General features: G+C 30.0%; 20 protein-coding genes. 13 read left to right on the plus strand and 7 right to left on the minus strand.

The genetic code is table 11. The features are described 5' to 3' along the window. Positions 1–54 precede the first annotated feature (54 nt). From RYK99_RS04915 to RYK99_RS04940, 6 genes are all read left to right on the plus strand, one after another. Positions 55–723: a response regulator transcription factor gene (locus RYK99_RS04915; RefSeq protein ID WP_314990664.1), complete on the plus strand. Its 669-nt coding sequence runs from the start codon at positions 55–57 to the stop codon at positions 721–723. Next, positions 723–1,709, plus strand: coding sequence for a sensor histidine kinase (locus RYK99_RS04920; protein ID WP_314990666.1), 987 nt, complete (start codon positions 723–725; stop codon positions 1,707–1,709). The genes RYK99_RS04915 and RYK99_RS04920 overlap by 1 nt, the downstream gene beginning before the upstream one ends. A 371-nt stretch (positions 1,710–2,080) precedes the next feature. Next, complete coding sequence (locus RYK99_RS04925; RefSeq protein WP_314990668.1) at positions 2,081–3,688, plus strand: ABC transporter ATP-binding protein; 1,608 nt, start codon at positions 2,081–2,083, stop codon at positions 3,686–3,688. Positions 3,689–3,903: 215 nt separating this feature from the next. Further along, positions 3,904–4,656 carry an ABC transporter ATP-binding protein gene (locus RYK99_RS04930; RefSeq protein WP_003147441.1) on the plus strand — a complete coding sequence of 251 codons (753 nt, stop codon included), beginning with the start codon at positions 3,904–3,906 and terminating at the stop codon, positions 4,654–4,656. A 1-nt stretch (position 4,657) separates the two neighbouring features. Beyond that, positions 4,658–6,682, plus strand: a complete 2,025-nt coding sequence (locus RYK99_RS04935) for an ABC transporter permease (protein ID WP_314990670.1) — start codon at positions 4,658–4,660, stop codon at positions 6,680–6,682. A gap of 197 nt (positions 6,683–6,879) precedes the next feature. Beyond that, entirely contained in the window at positions 6,880–7,770 is an 891-nt protein-coding gene (locus RYK99_RS04940; RefSeq protein WP_314990672.1) for an Rpn family recombination-promoting nuclease/putative transposase, read from the plus strand. A gap of 307 nt (positions 7,771–8,077) precedes the next feature. Here RYK99_RS04940 and RYK99_RS04945 read toward each other — a convergent pair whose 3' ends face one another. After that, positions 8,078–8,953: a helix-turn-helix transcriptional regulator gene (locus tag RYK99_RS04945; protein WP_314990674.1), complete on the minus strand. Its 876-nt coding sequence runs from the start codon at positions 8,951–8,953 to the stop codon at positions 8,078–8,080. A gap of 227 nt (positions 8,954–9,180) precedes the next feature. On the opposite strand from RYK99_RS04945, the gene RYK99_RS04950 reads away from it, so the two are divergent. After that, positions 9,181–10,752: an ABC transporter ATP-binding protein gene (locus RYK99_RS04950; RefSeq protein ID WP_314990676.1), complete on the plus strand. Its 1,572-nt coding sequence runs from the start codon at positions 9,181–9,183 to the stop codon at positions 10,750–10,752. Between the two features lie 495 nt (positions 10,753–11,247). Here RYK99_RS04950 and RYK99_RS04955 read toward each other — a convergent pair whose 3' ends face one another. After that, the gene (locus RYK99_RS04955) at positions 11,248–11,409 is read right to left on the minus strand and encodes a hypothetical protein (RefSeq protein ID WP_314990678.1); all 162 of its coding nucleotides are present in this window, start codon (positions 11,407–11,409) and stop codon (positions 11,248–11,250) included. Between the two features lie 109 nt (positions 11,410–11,518). Between RYK99_RS04955 and RYK99_RS04960 the strand changes: the two genes are divergently transcribed. Together RYK99_RS04960 and RYK99_RS04965 are read left to right on the plus strand one after the other, a co-directional pair. Next, positions 11,519–13,240 (plus strand): ATP-binding cassette domain-containing protein, encoded by a 1,722-nt coding sequence (locus tag RYK99_RS04960; RefSeq protein ID WP_314990680.1) that lies wholly within the window; start codon positions 11,519–11,521, stop codon positions 13,238–13,240. After that, a complete protein-coding gene (locus RYK99_RS04965) occupies positions 13,240–14,850 on the plus strand; it encodes an ABC transporter ATP-binding protein (RefSeq protein ID WP_314990682.1) in 1,611 nt (536 codons plus the stop codon). Before RYK99_RS04960 ends, RYK99_RS04965 begins: the two co-directional genes overlap by 1 nt. A 43-nt stretch (positions 14,851–14,893) precedes the next feature. On the opposite strand, the gene RYK99_RS04970 is transcribed toward RYK99_RS04965, so the two are convergent. The 3 genes from RYK99_RS04970 to RYK99_RS04980 are packed head-to-tail and all read right to left on the minus strand — an operon-like array spanning position 14,894 to position 17,352. After that, positions 14,894–15,532 (minus strand): TetR/AcrR family transcriptional regulator, encoded by a 639-nt coding sequence (locus tag RYK99_RS04970; RefSeq protein ID WP_314990684.1) that lies wholly within the window; start codon positions 15,530–15,532, stop codon positions 14,894–14,896. Positions 15,533–15,551: 19 nt separating this feature from the next. After that, positions 15,552–16,634 carry an ABC transporter permease gene (locus RYK99_RS04975; RefSeq protein ID WP_314990686.1) on the minus strand — a complete coding sequence of 361 codons (1,083 nt, stop codon included), beginning with the start codon at positions 16,632–16,634 and terminating at the stop codon, positions 15,552–15,554. 1 nt (position 16,635) lies between these two features. Continuing rightward, positions 16,636–17,352: an ABC transporter ATP-binding protein gene (locus RYK99_RS04980; RefSeq protein ID WP_314990688.1), complete on the minus strand. Its 717-nt coding sequence runs from the start codon at positions 17,350–17,352 to the stop codon at positions 16,636–16,638. A 717-nt stretch (positions 17,353–18,069) separates the two neighbouring features. Between RYK99_RS04980 and RYK99_RS04985 the strand changes: the two genes are divergently transcribed. The 4 genes from RYK99_RS04985 to RYK99_RS05000 all read left to right on the plus strand — a co-directional run bounded on the left by RYK99_RS04985 (position 18,070) and on the right by RYK99_RS05000 (position 19,788). Further along, on the plus strand, positions 18,070–18,507 hold the full coding sequence (locus RYK99_RS04985; protein ID WP_314990689.1) for a MepB family protein: 438 nt from the start codon (positions 18,070–18,072) through the stop codon (positions 18,505–18,507). Between the two features lie 260 nt (positions 18,508–18,767). Further along, the gene (locus RYK99_RS04990; protein WP_314990691.1) at positions 18,768–19,058 is read left to right on the plus strand and encodes a PspC domain-containing protein; all 291 of its coding nucleotides are present in this window, start codon (positions 18,768–18,770) and stop codon (positions 19,056–19,058) included. Between the two features lie 113 nt (positions 19,059–19,171). Next, positions 19,172–19,414, plus strand: a complete 243-nt coding sequence (locus RYK99_RS04995) for a type II toxin-antitoxin system Phd/YefM family antitoxin (RefSeq protein WP_314990692.1) — start codon at positions 19,172–19,174, stop codon at positions 19,412–19,414. After that, positions 19,411–19,788, plus strand: a complete 378-nt coding sequence (locus RYK99_RS05000) for a type II toxin-antitoxin system death-on-curing family toxin (RefSeq protein WP_314990695.1) — start codon at positions 19,411–19,413, stop codon at positions 19,786–19,788. The genes RYK99_RS04995 and RYK99_RS05000 overlap by 4 nt, the downstream gene beginning before the upstream one ends. Before the next feature lie 49 nt (positions 19,789–19,837). On the opposite strand, the gene RYK99_RS05005 is transcribed toward RYK99_RS05000, so the two are convergent. Further along, complete coding sequence (locus RYK99_RS05005; RefSeq protein WP_314990697.1) at positions 19,838–20,536, minus strand: N-acetylmannosamine-6-phosphate 2-epimerase; 699 nt, start codon at positions 20,534–20,536, stop codon at positions 19,838–19,840. Between the two features lie 19 nt (positions 20,537–20,555). Next, positions 20,556–21,260 (minus strand): GntR family transcriptional regulator, encoded by a 705-nt coding sequence (locus RYK99_RS05010; RefSeq protein WP_314990699.1) that lies wholly within the window; start codon positions 21,258–21,260, stop codon positions 20,556–20,558. Between the last annotated feature and the right edge of the window lie 251 nt (positions 21,261–21,511).

The following is a 21,511-nucleotide window of genomic DNA, read 5'->3' on the forward strand; positions in this document are numbered from 1 at the left end:
AGTGGAGTGTTTATGATATAATTTTAATAATAATAGTAGTTAAGGGGTGAACGTATGTATAAAGTAATGATAGTAGAAGATGATGAGATAATTTCTAATTCTATTGCAGGATATCTACAAAAATGGCAGTATGCTACGCATGAAGTTGTAGATTTTCAAAATGTAGTTAAAGAATTCGTGGAACAATCCCCGGACTTAGTATTAATGGATATTAATCTCCCCTACTTTGATGGTTATTATTTCTGTGAGGAGATTAGAAAATTGTCGAAAGTACCGATAATTTTTATTTCATCTGCGAATGATGATATGAATATTGTTATGGCAATGAATATCGGTGCAGATGATTTTATAGAAAAACCATTTAAATTAGTAGTGCTAAAGGCGAAAATTGAAGCCCTACTTCGTCGTGTTTATAATTTTAGTGGATCTTCGAATCTTGTAGTATATAAAGATGTAATTTTTGATATGAGTCGTGATGAAGTGAAATTTAAAGATAATCTTGTTGAACTTACTAAAAACGAGAGTAAAATTCTTACAGTATTACTGGAAAATAGAGAAAAAATAGTAACGAGAGAAGAAATAATTACAGCCTTGTGGCAAAGTGATAACTTCATCGATGAAAACACCCTATCGGTTAACATAAATAGGCTGAGAGCTAAGTTAAAAAGTATAGGAATAGATGAATTTATTACGACTAAAAAAGGTAAAGGATATATCGTCTAATGGAAATATTAAAAAGTTATTTAAAGAAAAACATAAAGGTTTATATTTTATTTATAGTTTTCATTCTTATATTTTTTATTATGTTCTACTTGTATAATTTACCACTTGAGGCGCTAATTTATACAGGAAGTTTTTGTTTTTTAGCAGCTTTGGTAGCTAGTTTTTCTGATTTTATTAATTATAAAGAAAGTTATAAGAAACTAAATTTCTTGGAGCAAAATATACTAAATGACCTAGAAGCTCTGCCGAAAAGTTTGGATATTAGGATAGACTATTATCATAAAATTATAGAGAAATTATATGAAGAGTTGGAGAAATTAACTCAGGAAAATCGACAAAAAAATATAGACATGGTTGATTATTACAGTATGTGGGTTCATCAGATAAAAACGCCGATTGCTGCGATGAATTTTCTATTGGATAATGAAGAAGTAGATCAAAAAATCTTACAGCAAGAACTGTTTAAAATAGAACGATATGTTGAGATGGTTTTAACGTACATAAGATTAGATAGTATATCGTCGGATTACGTTATTACTAAGATTGATCTTGATGAAGTGGTGAAAGATAGTGTAAAAAAATATGCAACTATCTTCATTAATAAAAAGATAAAATTAAATTATGTTTCACATGAAACAATGGTAATTAGTGATAAAAAATGGTTGAGCTTTGCCTTTGAACAAATACTAGGTAATAGTGTGAAGTACTCTAGCGCCGGTGGAGAAATTACAATAGAAATTTGTGAAAATAAACTGGTTATAGAAGATAATGGTATGGGTATTAAAGAAGAAGATCTACCTCGAATTTTTGAAAAAGGTTTTACAGGTTTTAATGGAAGATACGAAAAAAAATCTAGTGGGTTAGGTTTGTACTTATGTAAAAAAACTCTAGATAAACTAGGTCATCATATTGAAATTTCTTCAAAAGTAGGAGAAGGAACTAGGATAGAAATCACATTCCCGAAAGAAGATACTTTAAGGGATTAAATATAAATAAGTTAATAAGAAATCCTCTTGAGAGTTAGATTATGAATTTAACTTTTAAGGGGATTTTTTAATTTCACAAGTGAGACTAGATATAAATTGATAAACTCCTAAAGTAAGTTAGTTGTAACCTCGACAGAAGCTACTTGATATATGCGAGTGACTCAAAAATCATGAGTTAGAAGAAAAACGATTTTGTCGAGTTACTTTCTTCAGTGGTTTATTAGATATCTAGAAAGCCACTTGATATATATATATATATATTATAATAAAGAAAAAATATTTTCTAATAAATAAAATAAATTATCTGAAAACTATCTTGTTTAAATTAGGTATATTTGATAGAATATTAGTAAGGTATAAGGAGGGAAAAGATGAAGCAGTATTTAAAGAAAAGATATTTAGAAAATAGTTTGTTGCTTTTACTAATTATATTTGGGGGAGCATGTAAGGTTGTCGCTGCGTATTTTATAGGGGATGGATTTAACGAATTAATTAAATCGAATACCGATGGTTTTTTCTATAATATAGCCTATGCGGGTATCGTGTTTTTATTATTTTTAGTTTCTCTTTATATAAAAATCCCGTATGAAAACTATGTAGTGCAAAAAATGATAACTGACATTCGATGTGATGTCGTTGATGCAATTTCTAAAAATAACTATGCTAATTTTAATAAGAAAAATAGCGGTGATTACATATCATGGCTTAGTAATGATTTGATGATTGTTGAGGAAAAAGGATTTGGTAATTTTTATCAAAGTATTACAGCGATAATAGAGACGCTTATAGCTATAGTCGGACTGCTTGCATTCCACTGGTCGATTATCGTCTTTTCTATAGTAATGAGTGTTCTTACATTAGTATTACCAGCTCTTGCGCAAAAATCTATTCAGAATAAAGCTCAGAGATACTCAGGCTCGTTAGAAAACTTAATAAGTAAAAACACAAATTACTTACGGGGATTCGATAGTTTATTATCTTTCAATAAACTAGGAATTTTGAAAAAAATCGTAGCAACTTCTTCTAATGAAGTATTAAAAGAATCAGTGTCTTTAAGAAAAAGTGTCGGATTAGCTGGAGTTCTAGGTGGTTTAGGAAATTTAGTAGGGCAAGTTGGTGTAGTATTACTAACAGGAATACTGGCGCTGAAAAATATTGTAGGCTTTGGATCTATTTTAACCGTAGAATCACTAACATCTACGATTTTTAATTCAGTAGGAAATATTATGAATATTACGGTAGAGTTAAATATTGTAGTGCCGATCTTTGAGAAATTCGAGAAATTCAAAGAAGAGGCTAAGGCAATTAATGACAAAGATACTGGTAAAAAATCATTAAATGAAGAAATTGACACTATAGAATTAGAGGATGTTTCTTATAAATATGAAGAGAAAAATGTATTGAAAAACATTTTGTATACATTTAATAAATATGGTAAATACGCTATTGTTGGAGAAAGTGGTAGTGGGAAATCTACATTGTTAAAATTATTGACTGGAAGAATAGAAAATTATGAAGGTGCAATTAAATTTAATGGTGAAGAACTAGATGGTCTTAATAAGCATAGCCTGTATGATAAGATGCTATATATTCCGCAAGAACCGTATATTTTTACAGAAAGTCTAAGATTTAATATAACACTAGGTGATGATTATGCTGATGATAAAGTTAAAGACGTGTTAGAAAGTGTAGGACTAGGTGAGTTTCTGGCAAGTCTTGCGGATGGCTTAGATACTGAGCTTGTAGAAGGTGGTAAGAATTTATCAGGCGGTCAAAAACAAAGAATAGCCCTGGCTCGTGGAATTATTAGAGAGAAAAAAGTAGTGCTGTTAGATGAGATAACTTCTAATTTAGATAAGGATAATGCAGAAAAAATAGAAGAACTTCTATTAACTAATCCAGAATTAACGGTAATTCTAATAACGCACAGACTAGATAGCAACTCTGAACAAAGATTTACAGATATATTGAGATTATAATTTCCCAGGAAATAAAGTTGATAAAGTATTTGAAATCAAATAAAAAGTAATAAATATCCCAATCTTACAAAAGTGTAAGGTTGGGAGCTTTTTTGTAAGGAAAATCGATAGAATCTGTAAGAAAAGTAAGGTAGAATATAAATATAAACAACGAGGAAGTTGTAGAAAAGTTCGAACTAGGAAGATAAGATAAAAAGAATTCAGGAGTGATAAAAATGTTATTAGAAGTTAACAATGTAAGAAAAGTTTATACAACAAGATTAAGTACACAAAGTACAGAAGCGTTAAAAAATGTAAATTTCGCAGTAGATAATGGTGAATATGTAGCGATTATGGGAGAGAGTGGAAGTGGTAAAACTACTTTATTAAATATTATTGCAACATTCGATAAAGCAACGTCAGGAAATGTGAATTTAAACAATTTAGATTTAAGCAAATTGAAAGATAAAGACCTAGCGAATTTCCGTCGTGACAATCTAGGATTTGTCTTCCAAGATTTCAATCTACTTGATAATTTTTCTATAAAAGATAATATCTTATTACCGTTAGTACTGGCTAATAAAAAATATAAAGATATGGAAAAAAGATTAGAGAAAGTAACTAAACCTTTAGGAATTGATAAATTAATCAACAAGTTTCCATATGAAGTATCTGGTGGTCAACGTCAAAGGGTAGCGGTAGCTCGTGCGATTATTACGAATCCAGCATTAATCTTAGCGGACGAACCGACAGGAGCGCTAGATTCAAAATCAACAGATCAACTATTAGAAGTATTTGAAAAACTAAATAATGCGGGACAAACAATAATTATGGTTACGCACTCTGTGAAAACAGCAGCTCGTGCTAAACGTGTATTATTTATTAAAGACGGGGTAGTCTTCCATGAACTTAGAAAAGGAAATGCGACTACGAGTGAGATGTTCCAAAAAATTAATGACACGTTAACTTTAATGCAGGCAGGTGAGTAAGATGAGCTTCTTTTATAGCAAATTTGCTTTAAACAACCTTGTAAAAAATAAAAAATTTATAATACCTTATGTATTATCAGCAATTTTTACAATAATGTCATTTTACATACTATCATCTCTAGCTTTTGGGGATAATTTAGACAAACTTCCAAATGGTATCGATGCGACAAAACAGGTATTAAGCTTCGGGATTATTGTAATTGCGCTGTTCTCTGTAATTTTCCTATTTTATACTTACAGTTTTCTAGTAAAACGTAGAGTAAAAGAATTCGGATTGTATTCTGTTTTAGGTATGACGAAAAAACAAATAGCTAAAATCTTAGTGTTAGAAACAATTTTTATCGCTGTAACTACAATAGTGTTAGGAATTGGATTAGGAATAATTTTTGATAAACTTATGTTGTTAGTATTATTGAAATTATTCTCAGCGGGAGTTAGCTTTGGGTTCAGCATAACGCCGATAGCTATAGTATTCTCAGTATTATTATTTGGAGGAATATACTTCTTATTATTACTTTATACTGTTATAAAAATAGCTAGACTTAGAATTGTAGCTTTATTAAAAGATGAAAATAAAGGTGAAAAAGAACCGAAATCTAGATGGATTCTAGCGATAATTGGTTTAGCATTAATCGGCTATGGATATTACACAGCACAAACTGTACAAAATCCTATAAAAGCATTAACAGTATTCTTCTTCGCGGTAGTTGCGGTAATTATTGGTACATATTTAGTGTTCATGGCAGTAAGTATTACAGTACTAAAAATCATGAAAAATAATAAAAATTTCTACTATAAACCTAAAAACTTCATCAGTGTTTCTGGTTTATTATACAGAATGAAGAGAAATGCAGTAGGATTAGCGAATATCTGTATATTATCTACTATGGTTCTTGTAACTATGGGATCAACATCGGCGTTATATGCAGGTATGGAAAAATCTTATAATGAAAGATTCCCAAGACAATTAATGATCGCAGGTTATCATTCTACTAGTGATAAACTAAAAGAAATCGAAAATAATGTAAAAGTAGCAGCTAAAGAAGCGGGAACTGAAGTACAAGATCTAGTATCATACAATTCAGTACCTATGGTAGGAAGATTAGTTGAAGATAAATTTAATTTTGAATCTAATCTAGGGGTTGATTTAGCTAATGTAAAAATGATAGTTGTTTTACAACTGAAAGATTATAATAAATTTGCCAATAAAAATAAAACATTAGAAAATAACGAGGTTTTCTTACATGTTGATAAAAAAGGCGAATATAATCACCAAACTATTTCTTTAAATGGAATTGAATATAAAGTTAAAGAAAAATTAGCAGAGTTCCCAGGAACAATTGGTTCAGATTCGGCGAATATTATGGATACTTACTATGTTATTGTAAAAGATAACAAAGAAGCGGAAAAAATTGCTGCGAAATTAGAAGAAAAATATGCGGAACTAAATAAACAAGATGCAGCTAAAAGAGGAATAAGCATAGAAACAGGAGCACCTACAGTTCAAAACTATGTTGCATTTAATATTAAAGATACAGATAGAGAAGCTAAGGTAATCGAAAGTTTCAAAAAATTAGAAAAAGGAGAGAGTGTATCAATAGAAGGTAAAGAAGAAAACAAAATTACATTCAGAGGAGTATTCGCATCATTCCTATTCATCGGGGTGTTCATAAGCTTTATCTTCGTAATAAGCCAAGTGGTAATCATGTACTACAAACAAATCTCAGAAGGTTATGAAGATAAAGGTAACTTTGAAATCATGAGAAAAGTAGGTATTACAGATAAACAGATTAAACAATCAATCAGATCACAAGTACTGTTAATCTTCTTCTCACCCCTAATTATAGCGACACTACACACGATAGTAGCATATCCATTTATTGAGAAAATCTTAAGATTATTCTTAATAACAGATAGTAGCATATTCTTACAAGCACTTGCTGTGACAATCGTAGTCTTCGCAATCTTCTATCTAATAGTTTATGCAATAACATCAAAAATTTATTATAGAATTATAAAAGAATAGACGAAAATAAACTCCAGAGGAAATTCTGGAGTTTTTTCGTTTTGTGAAATAGCAGGGGTTTGGAAAAGTTATGGTAAGACTAATGTTATTATTAGAAAAAATAATCTCCGTAGAGTATAATGAAGGTAAGAAATTAACTGGGATTATGAAAAATTAAATTAATTATGAAAAAAATAATAAATAGGGAGGTTTTCAAAATGGAAAACATAAGAAATAAAGATACACGTCCAATGATGGACTTAGTAGCGAAAAAAGTATTTAGTAATACTGAGGTGACGGCTCAATTCGTTAGAGATTTATTGGATTTACCAGTAACTAATGTAAAAATTCTAGATGGAACTCAGATACATGCTAAGCCATATAAAGAGCTGCTCCCATATGTAACGCACGTAGATGTACTGGCAGAATTAGATGATGGAACGCAGGTTATTATAGAAATCCAAGTTGCCATGCAGGTTGATTTTATAAAAAGATTGTGGTTGTACATTTGCGAACAAGTATCGCAAAACTTAGATGAGTATAAGAAAGAGGGAGTAAACACTCATTATTTATCTCAAGAATTAATACCGGTTTATGCGATAGCGATAACAGAGAAACCGTATTTTAATGACAATCGAGCGATTCATTCATTTAGTATGAGAGATGATAATAATTGTGAAGAATTAAAAGTTAAATTTAAAGGTATAGAAGAGAAAAGAAATTTAGTTAGAATGGTGTTTTTAGAAATAGAAAAATATACTGAAAACACAACGGAAAATTACAAAAAAGTACGTTGGATAGAATTTTTCGGAAATAAACCATTTACACATGAACCAGAAAACATAATGAAACAAGCAGACAGTATAATAAATCCGAGAGAATGGACTAAGGAGGAGAAGAGTATGTTTGACGAGAGAAGAAGAGACTTTGATGGATATTATGCACACCTAGCTTATGTTAAAGAAGAAAAAGAACAAGCGTTGGAACAAGGAATTGAGCAAGGAAGATTAAGCACAGTAGTAAACTTAGTAAAAAAAGGTATAATAACAAAAGAGGATGCATGTGAAGAATTAGGAGTATCTGTTCAAAAATTTGAAAAATATTTATAGTTGAAGTAAAAAATAATACTTAGGATAAATTGCAATAACAACGTAAATTCGATGGAATTATCTTTTAAGGTTATAGAAATTCGACTAAAATGCAATACACGTAAAAAGGACAGTTTTTCCTAATAAAAAAATTTATATGAGAACTTATAGACAAGGTAGTTTATTGATGTCTAAATTTGCTTTATAAAAGTTTGTAGATTTTAATAAACTGTGCGGAGACAACTCGACAAAATTGATTTCTTCGAAATCATGATTTTGTTGAGTTGCTCCTTTTTTCTTTTTAAGACATATTGCCCAAATAAGAGGATTATTGTTGAGGTTCTTTACTATTTTTTTCTTTTAGATAAGAAAGATAAGATAATGTTAAAGACCTCATAGTTTCATTATTTTCTAATGAGAATATACTAATAGATTTATTACAAGAGTTAATAGCATCTTCAATAAGTTTTTGCTCCTCAAATAATCGTGCTTGTAAATAATAATTATCTCCCAGAAGGTAAAATGATTTATTTTCTAGAGCTTTAGTAATAGCGATAGAGTTCCAATATGTTGCGTCATTAAATTTATTTAAAATACCATAGATGCGTGCAATAGAATAATAGAAGGGCTGTTCAGAACTTGTATTTTGAATAATTTTTATGTATGATAAAACTTTTTCATACCAAAGAAGAGCATCTTCAAATAATTCTTTTTCTGAATAAAAATTTCCCAAAGTATTACAGATATCGCAATATAAGATAGAACCAGCTTCTACTTTTGCTATTAATGTTTTTAGATTTTCAATCGCAAGATCTAGTTGATTTTTAATGTGATATGTTGTGATAGCTTGAAACCATTCAAAATATAAAATACTTTCTGAATCAAGAGTGCTTTTATCGATGGAAGATAAAACAAAATCTAGTGTCTTATAATCTCGTTTATAAAGTAATTCCATAAGTTCATTAACTTTGAATTGTGAAGGCTGGTAATCTTTAGTATCGATATCAAATAATGCTTCTATTTCACTAGTTGGAATATTTAATTTTTTTATGATTTTGAAAAATATATCTATAGAAGGAGTAACTTCTCCTTTTTCTAACCTACTGATAATAGTTTGAGTACAAATACCTTCAGCTAATTTTTTTTGAGACATATTTAGTGATTTTCTTTTAGTTTTTATTAAGTCAGCTAATTTAAGTTTCAAAGTTTATCCGCTCCTGAGAATTAATCAAATATTACTATAATAATACTATAAATATACTTGTAAATCAATAAACTAGAAAGATATTATTACAAATAAAACACAATAGTGTTTAAAATGTATACATATAGTGTTGACTATCTCTGTTATCTCTGATAAAATTTACACAATAAATATACTTTTAAAGTCGGAAAAAAAGACTTTAAACTATAGTGTAAGGGGTGAAGAGCATGTTTAAGTTATTATTTAAACAAAAATATAGCATACTAGTATTTATTATTACGGTATTATGCGCAGCAGCACAGGTTGCGACGTCTTACGGATTTAGTTTGATTATCCAGGCTATGGTAGATAAAAACTTAAGATTCATGGTATTGGCGACTATTGCGGTTATGTTGATATATGTTGCTTTAAATACATTTGGTTATTTCAGAGCGATATACGTTGAAAAATTGATTCAAAATTTTTCAACAAGTCTTAGAAAAACAGCAATTGCGGATTTTAAGAAAAAGTTAATCTATAATGAGAAACATAATAATGGAGCAGAATGTATAGCTTTAAATACTACTGATATCCAGCAGTTTGAGCAATATGCGGCTAATTGTTTATTTGCGATTTACAGTATATCTTTAGTTGTTATCTCAACAATTGTATTACTTAAGGTGAATATTACGTTATTTATTATCTCACTTGCATTGTCTTTATTAATGATGGTTCTACCTAAGTATTTCAACAAAGCGATAAAAACAACGACAAAAGACATTTCAAAAGCTACAGAAGATTTCAATAAGGATTTAGAGAATGCGTTGGCTAGCTCAGAAATGCTAAACAACTTTTCTGCGTTGAATTTATTAGATAGAATTGTAAATGTAGGTTCAAAAAATATAAAAAATGCTAAAGTTAATAGAAAAAAATCTATTATGACTTTACAAGGATTGAATGTGACATTAAATGCAGGTAACCAAATCGCATTGATTTTCATAGCGGGATATTTCGCATATAAAGGGTATATTGAATTTGCGATGATATTTGCGATATCAGGTTATACAGGGGAATTCTTTGGAGGATTGACAAAAGTAATTGAACTATATCCGAATTTCGCTTCTGCAAATGAGTTGTTGAGTAAGTATCCAGAAATTAAAGAAGAGAAAAGTTTACCGAGAGTCGAAAAATTAGATAAGGCGATTGTAGTTTCTAATGTTAAATATAACTATCCAGATAAAACGGTAGAATTTCCTAATTTAACTTTTGAGAAAAACAAGAAGTACTTAATAAAAGGTAAAAGTGGTAGTGGAAAATCAACATTAATAAATATTTTAAATGGTGATTTGAAAAATTATGAAGGTAGCGTAGAATGGGATAATAGAGAATTAAAACAATTCGATATTAAATCAGCGATTTCTACTATGAATCAAAAAGTACAATTTCTAAATTTATCGATCAAAGATAATATTATTTTAAACAAAGAATATAACGACAAACTATTTAGAGAAGTTCTGGAAAATTGTAAGTTAGTCGATGTAATTGATAATTTAGAAGAAAAAGAAAATACAATACTAGACAATAAAAACTTAGCTTTATCAGGTGGACAGCTACAAAGATTAGGATTAGCGAGAAGTTTATATCATAAAAAAGATGTATTCATAATCGATGAAGGTACGGCGAACTTAGACAGCAAGTTGGCAGATGACATTGAGGAAATAATATTAAAAGACAAAGATTCTACAGTTATTATGATAACTCATAGAAATAGCGAAAAAATTGAAAACTTAGCGGATAAAGTAATAACACTAGGTAGCTAGATGATTAAATAAAAAAGAAGGTAAGATTTAAAATAATCTTGAACCTTCTTTTTTATTGTGTAGGTATGGACTTTTGTTCTTACAAAATGGGAGATGTAAGAACAAAAGTAATAAAAAAGAGCTATACAGGATTGATATTTTAAAATATTTTCAGGAGTAAAAGAAAAACGCTAAGGGCGGCAACCCAAAGCGTAAGTAATCTTTAATATTTTCTAAAAGGGTGGACGATGTCCCAACTGTTCGCCCTTCCTTTGAAGATATGATATCATAGAATTATAGAAAAAGAAAGAAATAACTGTGAGAAAATTATTACAAGAAGAATTTAGTATGTAAATATAAAGACAGCGATTCAGCAGAATGATAAAACCAAGTCGCTGTCTTTTTCCGATGGACATACAAGGAATAAATCACGAATAAGATGTCCACTCAACAATTACAACCCAAAAAGAAAAATCACAATCTTTGTCTTTCCAGGAAACACACTCATATAAAATTTTAAATACCTAAGCATAAACCTGAAACCCCATTTCCCGAACTTTCTCTATATTTTTGAACATTTTCGTAACAATAAACAAGAAAGCTATCTTTTAATTTAGCTATATAGTATAATAATAATTGATAATAAATATCAATAAAGGTAGCTAGAGCCTTTTTCATAAAAAGAGTGAATATTGAATTTTTATAAGAAACAACCCAGATCTGATATTATAATTTTACTCTTTTCGTGTAAAATAAATCTAAATAAGAAATTAAATAAGGAGATATTATGAAGATAGATGGTAGAGCGATGGCTCTCTTTAATATCAAAAGAGAAGTATATCTCGTAGCGATTCTTAAACTTGTTGCCTTTTGGTGCTCGCTATTTTTTATCTACAACTTCGTAGATTTTCTATTTTATTCACTAGGTGAAGAGAGTAGAAGCGGTGCTGTATTAGGGTTTATCTTGAAAACGGTAGTAGGTTTAGTAGTGTATTATGCAGCTACAACTGGGGATAATTACTTCAGTCACAAAATTTCTAAACAGGTTAGAAATACATTAAGAAAAGAAATTTACAACAAAGTAGAAAAACTTTCACTAAATTACACAGAAGCAGTAAATACTGGTAGTCTTCTTGTGATGAACTCTTCATCAATCGTGAATATTGAATTTTATTTCAATAAGTTTGTACCGCAGATGTTTGCGACATTGTTTATTGTGCTTAGCTCGTTTGTTATTTATGGGAAGATTCATATTCTGTTGTTTATAGCGATGTTATTACTATATCCGCTTATTCCTGTGTCTATTATGATTATTATTAAGAAATCGAAAAAGGCTAATAAAAAGAATTTCAGCGATTTCTTAAGTTTATCTGAAGTATTCTACGATAGATTATCAGGTTTCACAACTGCAAAAATTTATGGTAAAGAAGATAACGTAGCGAGTGATGTTGATACTCGTAGTGCAAAATATAGAAAATCGACTATGGCATTACTTCGTCACCAACTTAATTCTATTAATGTGATGGATGCTATTACTTATGTTTCTATTTTTATCTTATCAATTATCGCTATCTTTGCGGTGAAAGATCAGAAGCTTATAGTTTTTGTTATTGTTGCTACATTAGAATGTTTTAAACCGCTACGTGCTTTAGGAGGATTGTTCCACATTTCGATGAAAGGGAATGTTGAGTTAGATAATATCTACAAACTTCTTGATCATCCGGAGCAGGAAAAAGATGAAACTATCAAGGTAGAAGCTGGGAAAAATATTGTTTTGAACAATGTAAGTTTCTCTTATGGTGAGGAGACGACTTTAGAAAATATCAATATGCTATTTAAACCTGGTACGAAAACAGCATTAGTAGGAGAAAGTGGAAGTGGTAAGTCTACTATTATCAAACTAATCTTAGGTTTAAATTCTAATTATAGCGGAAGTATAAAATACGACAACTTCAATATTGATAGTATCCCTACTAGAGAGATGGCTAAAATTACGACACTTATTACTAATGATAGTTACTTAGTTAAAGGTACTGTGAGAGAGCATTTAAGTGTTCGCAAAAATATAACTGAAGAAGAAATGTACAATGCTTTAGAAAAAGTTAATCTTAAAGATTTTGTTGAAGAACACGGAGGTCTAGATTATGAGCTTGCGATAGGAGCTGCGAACCTTTCTGGTGGTCAAAAACAAAGGCTACTTGCAGCAAAAGCAATACTAAAAGATTCTTACTTGTATATACTTGACGAAGCTGTATCGAATATTGATGATTACAGTAAAGAAATCGTGCTTAATGCCTTCGATTCAATAAAAGAAGGAAAAATTATTATAGTTATTTCTCACGATTTAGAGACGATAACAAATTCAGATAATATCTATGTTCTAAAAGATAAGAAAATTATCGAGGAAGGAACACATGATGAACTGATTGTAGAAAATTCTCTGTATAGAAAATTATTCACAGATCAACAACAACTGAAATCAAAATTTTTAGCTAAGGAGGTAGAGTAATGACATCATTAAGAGAATTAAAACAACTTTTAGCTATTGCTCAAGAGTTTAAACGTCCATTACTTAGAGCGACTCTATTCGGGAGTTTAGGGCACTTAACGCTTGTCGTATTTACCTACTTTATTTCGTTATTCTTTTTAACGAAAATAACAACAATAGCTGCGATTTTATTTATCGTGATTTTTGCTTTAGCTGTACTAAAAGGGTTATTTAGTTATACTGAGCAACTTTTAAATCACTATGTAGCATTCAAAGTATTACATGCCTTACGTGTTAAAGTTTTAGAAAAATTCAAACGTATATCTGTCGATAGTTTTACAAAAAACACTTCAGGTGATTATATGACGATGATTACTACTGATATTGAATTATTAGAAGTTTTCTACGCGCACACGATAACACCGTTTATGATTTATATCGTACAAAGTTTAGTGGTTAGTATCTTCTTACTATTCTTTAGCGTGAAACTAGCATTAGTAGCTTTAATAGTCTATATCGTAATCGGACTTGTGTATCCGTTAAGTTTTAGAAATGTGGGGCAAGATGTTGGTGAAAATTATCGTCGTAAACTAACTCAAGTAAACAACAATTCATCAGAAGAAGCTTACGGAATTTTTGAAACATTACAATATGGAAAAATTGATGAAGCAAAACGTAATATCGATTTGGAAACTGAAGAACTGACAAGAAGTTCATATCTTAAAAACAAATTCTTAGTAGATTTAAATACTCTAAATGTTGTAACTTACAATATCGGGGTGTTGGCATTTATCTACGTGGCATCTTCACTTGATAGTCAGTTCGTAACTGTTTCATTAGTTGCGATGTTTATCGTATCGTTTATTCCTATTTTATACATGGGGAATCTTGCTTCAACATTAAGTCAGACGATGGCTAGTGGAAAGAGATTTTTAGAGCTTATGAATACGCCGGAAGAAGCGGAAAATAGTGGAGTAGTTGTTGATTTTAATGAACTTAAAGTTGATAATTTAACATATAGATACGCTGATAATACTGTAGTGGATAATCTAAGCTTCGAAGTGAAAAAAGGCGAAATTATCGGATTAAGTGGACCTAGTGGATGCGGTAAATCTACAATAGCGAAACTTATTATGAAATTCATCTCAGATGAAAATATGGAAGGTAATATCACTATCGATGGTGTTGAGCTAAGAGACATAGATAATCGTTACTTTAGAGAAAATAGTTCGATAATACTACAAGATAGTTACTTATTCAATGCAAAAATTAAAGATAACATCACTTTCTTTGAAAAAGATTTGGATAAAGAAGAGTTGGATGCATCATTAAGAAAAACTAATTTAAGAGGTTTTGTGGATAACTTGAAACGTCGCGAAAATGAGATCGTTGGAGAGAGAAGTTCGAACATAAGTTCAGGTCAAAAACAACGTTTATCAGTAGCGCGTTCATTCTATAATGACAGTAAACTTCTAATTCTTGATGAAGCAACAGCGAACATCGATATCTTCAGTGAAATCGAAGTGCTAAAAGCTTTAGAAGAAAGTAAAAAAGATAAGATAACAATAATAATTTCACATAATAAATCAACATTATCAATCTGTGATAAGGTAGTTAGATTAGGTGAGTAGAAAAAAAGAGGAACTTGGAAAATACCAAGCTCCTCTTTTTTTATTATCGTGTTAAGTTTTTATAGATTTGTTGTTTAATAAATTGTAAATCATGCTCCTCAGTAGGGCATGGAATATTCTCAAAAAGAATAAATCTTTGGACTGAGTAGGTACTGATAGGTCCTGCGAATGAACGAATGACTTCGGCTGGCGATAGTTTTTCGTTAATTTCAGGATTGTTTTCTTTATGTTTTTGTAATATGTCTTTAAAATTTATTTCTGCAAAGACTACTTTTAAAGAATTGATAAGTTGTGCTTTTAAATTCTCGTTTGTTAATATCTCTGAGAATACTATTTTTACAGTATCCTTATTCTCTTTTAGGAAAACCATACGATCTTCAACAACGTAACTTATTAAATCTTCAAGTGAATTAGTATTTTGAATTCTTTTTAGAAAATTTAAAAATAATTTAGGAATAACAGGGACTATTATTGAATATAATAAATCTTCTTTAGTTTTAAAGTATTTGAATACAGTTGCTTGACTAACGCCTGCTTCTTTAGCGATTTGAAGCGTAGATGTCCCATGATATCCTTGTTTTGAGAATAATTTAATCGCAGCTTCTATTGTTTTTTTCTTACCAGGTGGAAAGGTTTCGTTATGAGATATACTAAAGTAAGATTGTAAGATATTTTCAGTCATAAGAGTCTCCTATTGTTTTTTAAACTTTTCTATATCGTTTTAAGCCTAGAATATTAAGGATCATTAGAAGGATGCAAAGTGCAAGTAGAACAACGATATCATTTTTAATCGCAAGAAGATTTTTACCTTCTAAAATTATTTTGCTTAAACCGTCACTAGCATACGTAACAGGTAGGATTTTACTAATATAGACAGCGATTTTCCCCATACTCTCAACAGATACTATTCCTGAAAAGAACATTTGAGGAATGACTATTACTGGAACGAACTGCATAATTTGGAATTCTGATTTTGCAATTGTAGAGATTAGTAAACCTAATGTTAAGGCAACCATTGCTAGTAATACATTAACTATTATAACATAAAACGGATTTCCAGCAACTTCAATATTTAATAAATATATAGATGATAAAGTGACGATAATAGTTTGAATTACAGCTAATGAGCTATAAGATAGCACATATCCTAGAACAACTTCGCTTCTTTTTACTGGAGTAGCTAAAAGTCTATCTAGAGTTCCGCTAGTACGTTCTTTTAGTAGAGCCATACCAGATATTAGAAACACGAAGAAGAATAGGATATAGCCGATTAAAGTAGGTGCAACTTTATTGAAAAATGTTGAATCTGCATTACCGTAGTTATAATATTCTTTAACTTCAGGTTCTTGTTTGCTTTCACCTAATTTAGGATTTACTTTTTTAACAACTTCTACCAAGTTTTTTACTTCTGATGCTTTTATAGAACTTTTTAAAACTTGTTGAGCTTGCATAGTTTTAGTAGAATCTATATTAGCGTGAGTTACCGTATAAGTATTGTTATCGTAAGAAATTACAGTATCAATCTCATTATTTTTTAATTTTTCTTCAGCAGCTTCTTTTGATTGATATTCCTGTAGATAAACGTTGTCGATATCTTTCATTACAGATACGACACTTTGAGGAGTATTTACAGAAGCTACAGTAATTTCAGAATTTGTATTTGCTGAAAAGACTATACTGATTAACCACATTATAAAAATCGGTGCAACGAACATCATTGCCAAAGTTCTTTTATCCCTAAAAAACTCCTTAAAAACTCTTTTTGAAATAGTTAAAATTCTCATTTTATTTTTCCTCCACTTTTAAGAATACTTCTTCGATAGTAGCAACATTATTTTTTTCTTTTAGATTTTTTGGTGTATCAAAATCTATAATATCACCACGAAGAAGAAGTCCCACTTTATCGGTAAGTTCTGCTTCGTCCATTACGTGAGTCGTCACAAGGATTCCAACACCGTTATCCCTCTGCTTGAACAATTCTTTCCAAATGTTACGACGAAGGCTAGGGTCTATACCGACTGTGGGTTCATCGAGTATAAGTAACTCAGGGCTACCGATTAGAGCAATAGCGAGTGAAAGTCTTCGTTTCATACCTCCTGAATAATTCGATACTGATTTTTTCAAGTGATCGGTTAGGTCGACTATTTTTGATACATAAGCTATTTCTTCTTTTAGTTGTTTTGAAGGAACACCTTTCATTCTTCCAAAGAACTCTAAATTTTCGTAGCCGGTAAGCATTTCATAAAGGGCATCGCTTTGTGCCATATATCCAATATTAGAAAGAATTTCTCTTTTTGGCATTTTGTTATCTAGAACAAGTGCTTCACCTTTATCCGCTTTTTCCATACCGAGCATTGTTTTTATTAATGTTGATTTTCCAGCTCCAGAAGGGCCAATAAGACCGACAATCTCACCTTTTTCTAGGTTGAAATCAATATTGTCAAGGACTGTTTGATCTCCGAAACTTTTTGATAATGAAGTAATTTGTATTAATTTTTTCATAAGAATCACCTTTCTTTTCAAGAGTGAGTGAACACTGACTCCATAAATAAAAAAATATAGCTGAGATTATTTGAGGGATATTAGTTCACCTGATATTTTTAGAACCTCGATTATTAAAGTGTAGTTCACGATAGGTGCTAAGAAATATCCCATGGGAAATTAAATTTTAAACCTCTAGTGAGTAGTTGCTCACCTTATGTTTAATATTATAGTGAGTAAACACTCACTTGTCAAGAAGGAAAATTGAAAAGTTATAAAAAGGGGGATAAATGGCAAGTATTTTGACAAACCAAAATATTTGTTATAACATAAAAATAGAAAAAGTCTTATTGAAGTAGAAAAGGCTCTCTACACACTCTTTTATAGAGTACCTGAGATGATGGGTACGCCGTCCATCCCTTAAGACTCTTGTCAAAAAGTAAAAGAACATTCTTCGGAGTGTTCTTTTATTTTTTAAGATAAGTATTTCACAGATAATATGGTTTTGGAGATATTTATTAAAAATCTTATAATATAAACTTATATTAGAGTCACCTTAGTACAAGAAGTAATATATAGCATATAAATATGATATAATATTTATAAAATCAGAATAATAAAATATGAATCAAGTTTTTAGAAGATAAAAAGATAATAAATCATACGAGGGGGTTATTATACCTGGGGTATGTAGTAATTCAAGTGAAAAAAATTTTGTTAAGGGGGACATACGTCATAATGAAAATACTTGAGGTTCTAAATGAGTTTTATGGTGATTTTGAATTCATTAAAGAAAAGTGGAATGAAAAATACGAAGGTATCCTTATCAAAATAAAGGAAGAGCAAGGCTATAAAAGATGTCGCTTGGCAAAAAAAACACGAAAAAAAGAAGGATATTTTACAGTCTTTTGGAAAAAAGACTCAAGAAATAAAAACATTCCATATACTAAAGAAGATCTAGGGAATGAACTCGTTATTGTTGTGATCGATAACGATAAAAGAGGACTTTTTATTATTCCAAATGATGAGGCTATCCGTAAAAAAATTCTCTCGACAAAAGACAGCAAAGGAAAAATGGCTATGAGATTTTATCCACCTTGGTGTACGAATTTAAATAAAACAGCTCTAGAAGCACAAAAATGGCAATTGAAATTTTTTAGAATAATTGAATCATAAGAATAATTTTTGATGCTCTTGGCGAAAAATATTGATGAAATCTTTAGTGGATTCATATATATGCAAACGATTTGTTTTTTATGCTTGATAAGAATTTCACTGTTAATGTCATTTTTAAGATATTTATTAAAAATCTTATAATCTAAACTTAGTTTAAAGTCACCTGAGTACAATAGTTAATATATATCACTTAAGTGTGATATAATATTTATAAAGTCAGAATAATAAAATATCAACAATAAAGTCAGGAGGAATTTATTATGATAGATGGATTAAATAAAATGTGGAATAAATTTCTTAATTTTTTAGAAGATAAAAAAATTTATAAATCATATGAAGGAGCTATAGTCTCTGGAGTATGCAGTGGTTTAAGTGAAAGATTTGGAATAAGTGCTAGTTTTTTACGAGTACTATTCTTATTAGCGTGTATTTTCTCATTCGGTAGTCCGATATTGATATATATACTGTTATCGATAATAATGCCGGTAAAACCAATGAAAGAAAACTACAGAAAATCAAGCTACATCGATGGACGTGCTTGGGAAAAGTAATATAAAGAAAAGTTCTAATTGATCAAGTGTCAATTAGAGCTTTTTAATCACACAAAATAGGTTGAATTAATCCTATTTTTTTATTATAATAATATGAAAAGGAGGTGTTATGTATGAATATAGACACAAACAATTTGGTTTCAATAACAGAAGCAAATCAGAATTTCTCTAAGATAGCAAGAATGGTAGATGAAAATGGATCAGTTGTTATATTGAAAAATAATGCACCAAGATATGTTTTAGTAGAATTTAATGAATTTGAAAAAACTCAACAAGCCTCGGATGAAGACGTATTGGCAATTTCTAAAAGTTTAATGAAAAAAAATAAAAAGGCTTATGAGGTGTTGGCGAAATGATAAAATTATCAACCAATCAAATACTTTTACTTCATAAAGACTTGATTTCTGAGTTCGGAGGATTAGATGGTGTAAAGGATTTAGGAATGTTAGAATCTGCAATTAATGCTCCGTTTCAGACATTTAATTATCAGGATATGTATCCAACAATTCAACAAAAAGCAGCGCGATTATGCTATGGATTGGTAAAAAATCATCCATTTGTTGATGGAAATAAAAGGATAGGAGTCCATGCTATGCTTGTCTTTTTAGCTCTAAATAGAATAGAATTAGAATACTCACAAGAAGAATTATATACTATTATCCTAAGTATTGCTTCAAGTCAAGCAACCATCGAAGATTTATCAACTTGGATAATAGAGCATCAATTATAGCTAAAAAATAAAAACAACTCTGAAAATGTTTCTTCAGAGTTGTTTTTTCTTATTTCACTGCATTGATAAATCTAGCTGCTATTTCTTTTGGACGGGTAATAGCTCCGCCAACTACTACGCTAAATGCCCCTGCGTCATAAGCTGCTTTTGCATGTTCAGGGTAGTGGATACGGCCTTCTGCAATTATTGGCACAGAAATAGTTTCAGATAGTTTTCTTATAAGACCTAAATCTACTTCGTTTGGTCTATCTTTTGTATTTTCTGTGTAACCACTTAAGGTAGTTCCTACAAAATCAACACCTATTTTTTCTGCATTTACACCTTCTTCGAAAGTAGCGATATCTGCCATTAAAATAATATCAGGATATTTAGCTTTGATTTCTGCAACAAAATCATTAATTGTTGTTCCATCGAAACGAGGGCGTAAAGTACAGTCTAAGGCAATGATTTCACAACCAGTTTCTACAAGGTCGTCCACTTCTTTCATAGTTGCTGTGATGAATTGAGACATTCCTTTGTAACTTTGCTTGATAATTCCGATAACAGGTAAGTCTACTGTTTCTTTAATTTGAACTATATCGCTGATACCTTGTGCACGGATACCAACAGCTCCAGCTTCTTTTGCGGCTAGTGCCATAAGTTTCATGATTCCACCTTCTTCAACATAAAGTGGTTCTCCAGGTAATGCTTGACAAGAAACGATGATTCCACCTTTTATTTGGTTTAAGATTTTTTCTTTTTTATCCATAGTTAACTCCAATCAGAGCTTAATCTTTAATGGTTAAGCTGTAGTATTTATAATTTATATATATTTTTACATATTCAAAAATTTTGCCATCACCGAAGTAAGTGTACCTATCGAATTCAAAACATGGTTCACCGTCTTTTGCGATAAACTTGGTAATTTCTTCAGGAGTATCAACTATAACGTTCATAATTTTTTTAGATTTTTCTTGGTGAATATCTATACGATATTTTTTTCTAATCATAGTAGCAAGCTCTTTGAAACTATCTATATCATTAATATTAACGTCAGGTAAATATTTTATTGGAATATAGTTAGTTTGGTGAGCCCATGCGATATTACCGATATATTTTATACGAGCTACTTTTAGAAGTTTTTGATTTTTTAATTTTAATTTAGAACAAAGTTCTTTATCTTGAATAATTTCAGCTTCGATAACTTCAGAGTGCTCAGATACTGATTCTTTAAAGTGTTTGTGGAAGTTGTTATTTTCTGTAACTAGAACTTTTTTGTTAACTAATGTTTTATTAACAAAACTTCCTTTACCTTGAATTCTGAAAATATATCCTGCAGACTCTAGTTCGTTTAGTACACGCACGGCAGTAGTACTACTAACATTATATATTTCTTTTATCTCTTTTTCTGTATAGAGTTGTTCACCTTCTTTAAAAATACCAGTCTGTATTTTTAAAATGATGTCATTTATAATCTTTTCGTATTTTTTCAAGTTGACTCCTCCTTGATTAATTAATATAAAAATAGACTTATTAAAATTTAATGTGTTAACTTAAACTTATATTATCACTTATCCTGAACTTTGTAAAGAAAAATTTTAATAATATTAGAAAAAATTTAAACGGTTGCATAAGTTGGAGTATTAGAACTAGAGAGATATTGATGAAAAAACAAAGCCCCTCCTTACTTTGGGTCTATAATAAATACGGTTGATAATAAATATCAGCCGTATTTAAATTTATA

Origin of the sequence: uncultured Gemella sp. (genome assembly GCF_963537375.1) — a bacterium.
GTDB lineage: Bacteria > Bacillota > Bacilli > Staphylococcales > Gemellaceae > Gemella.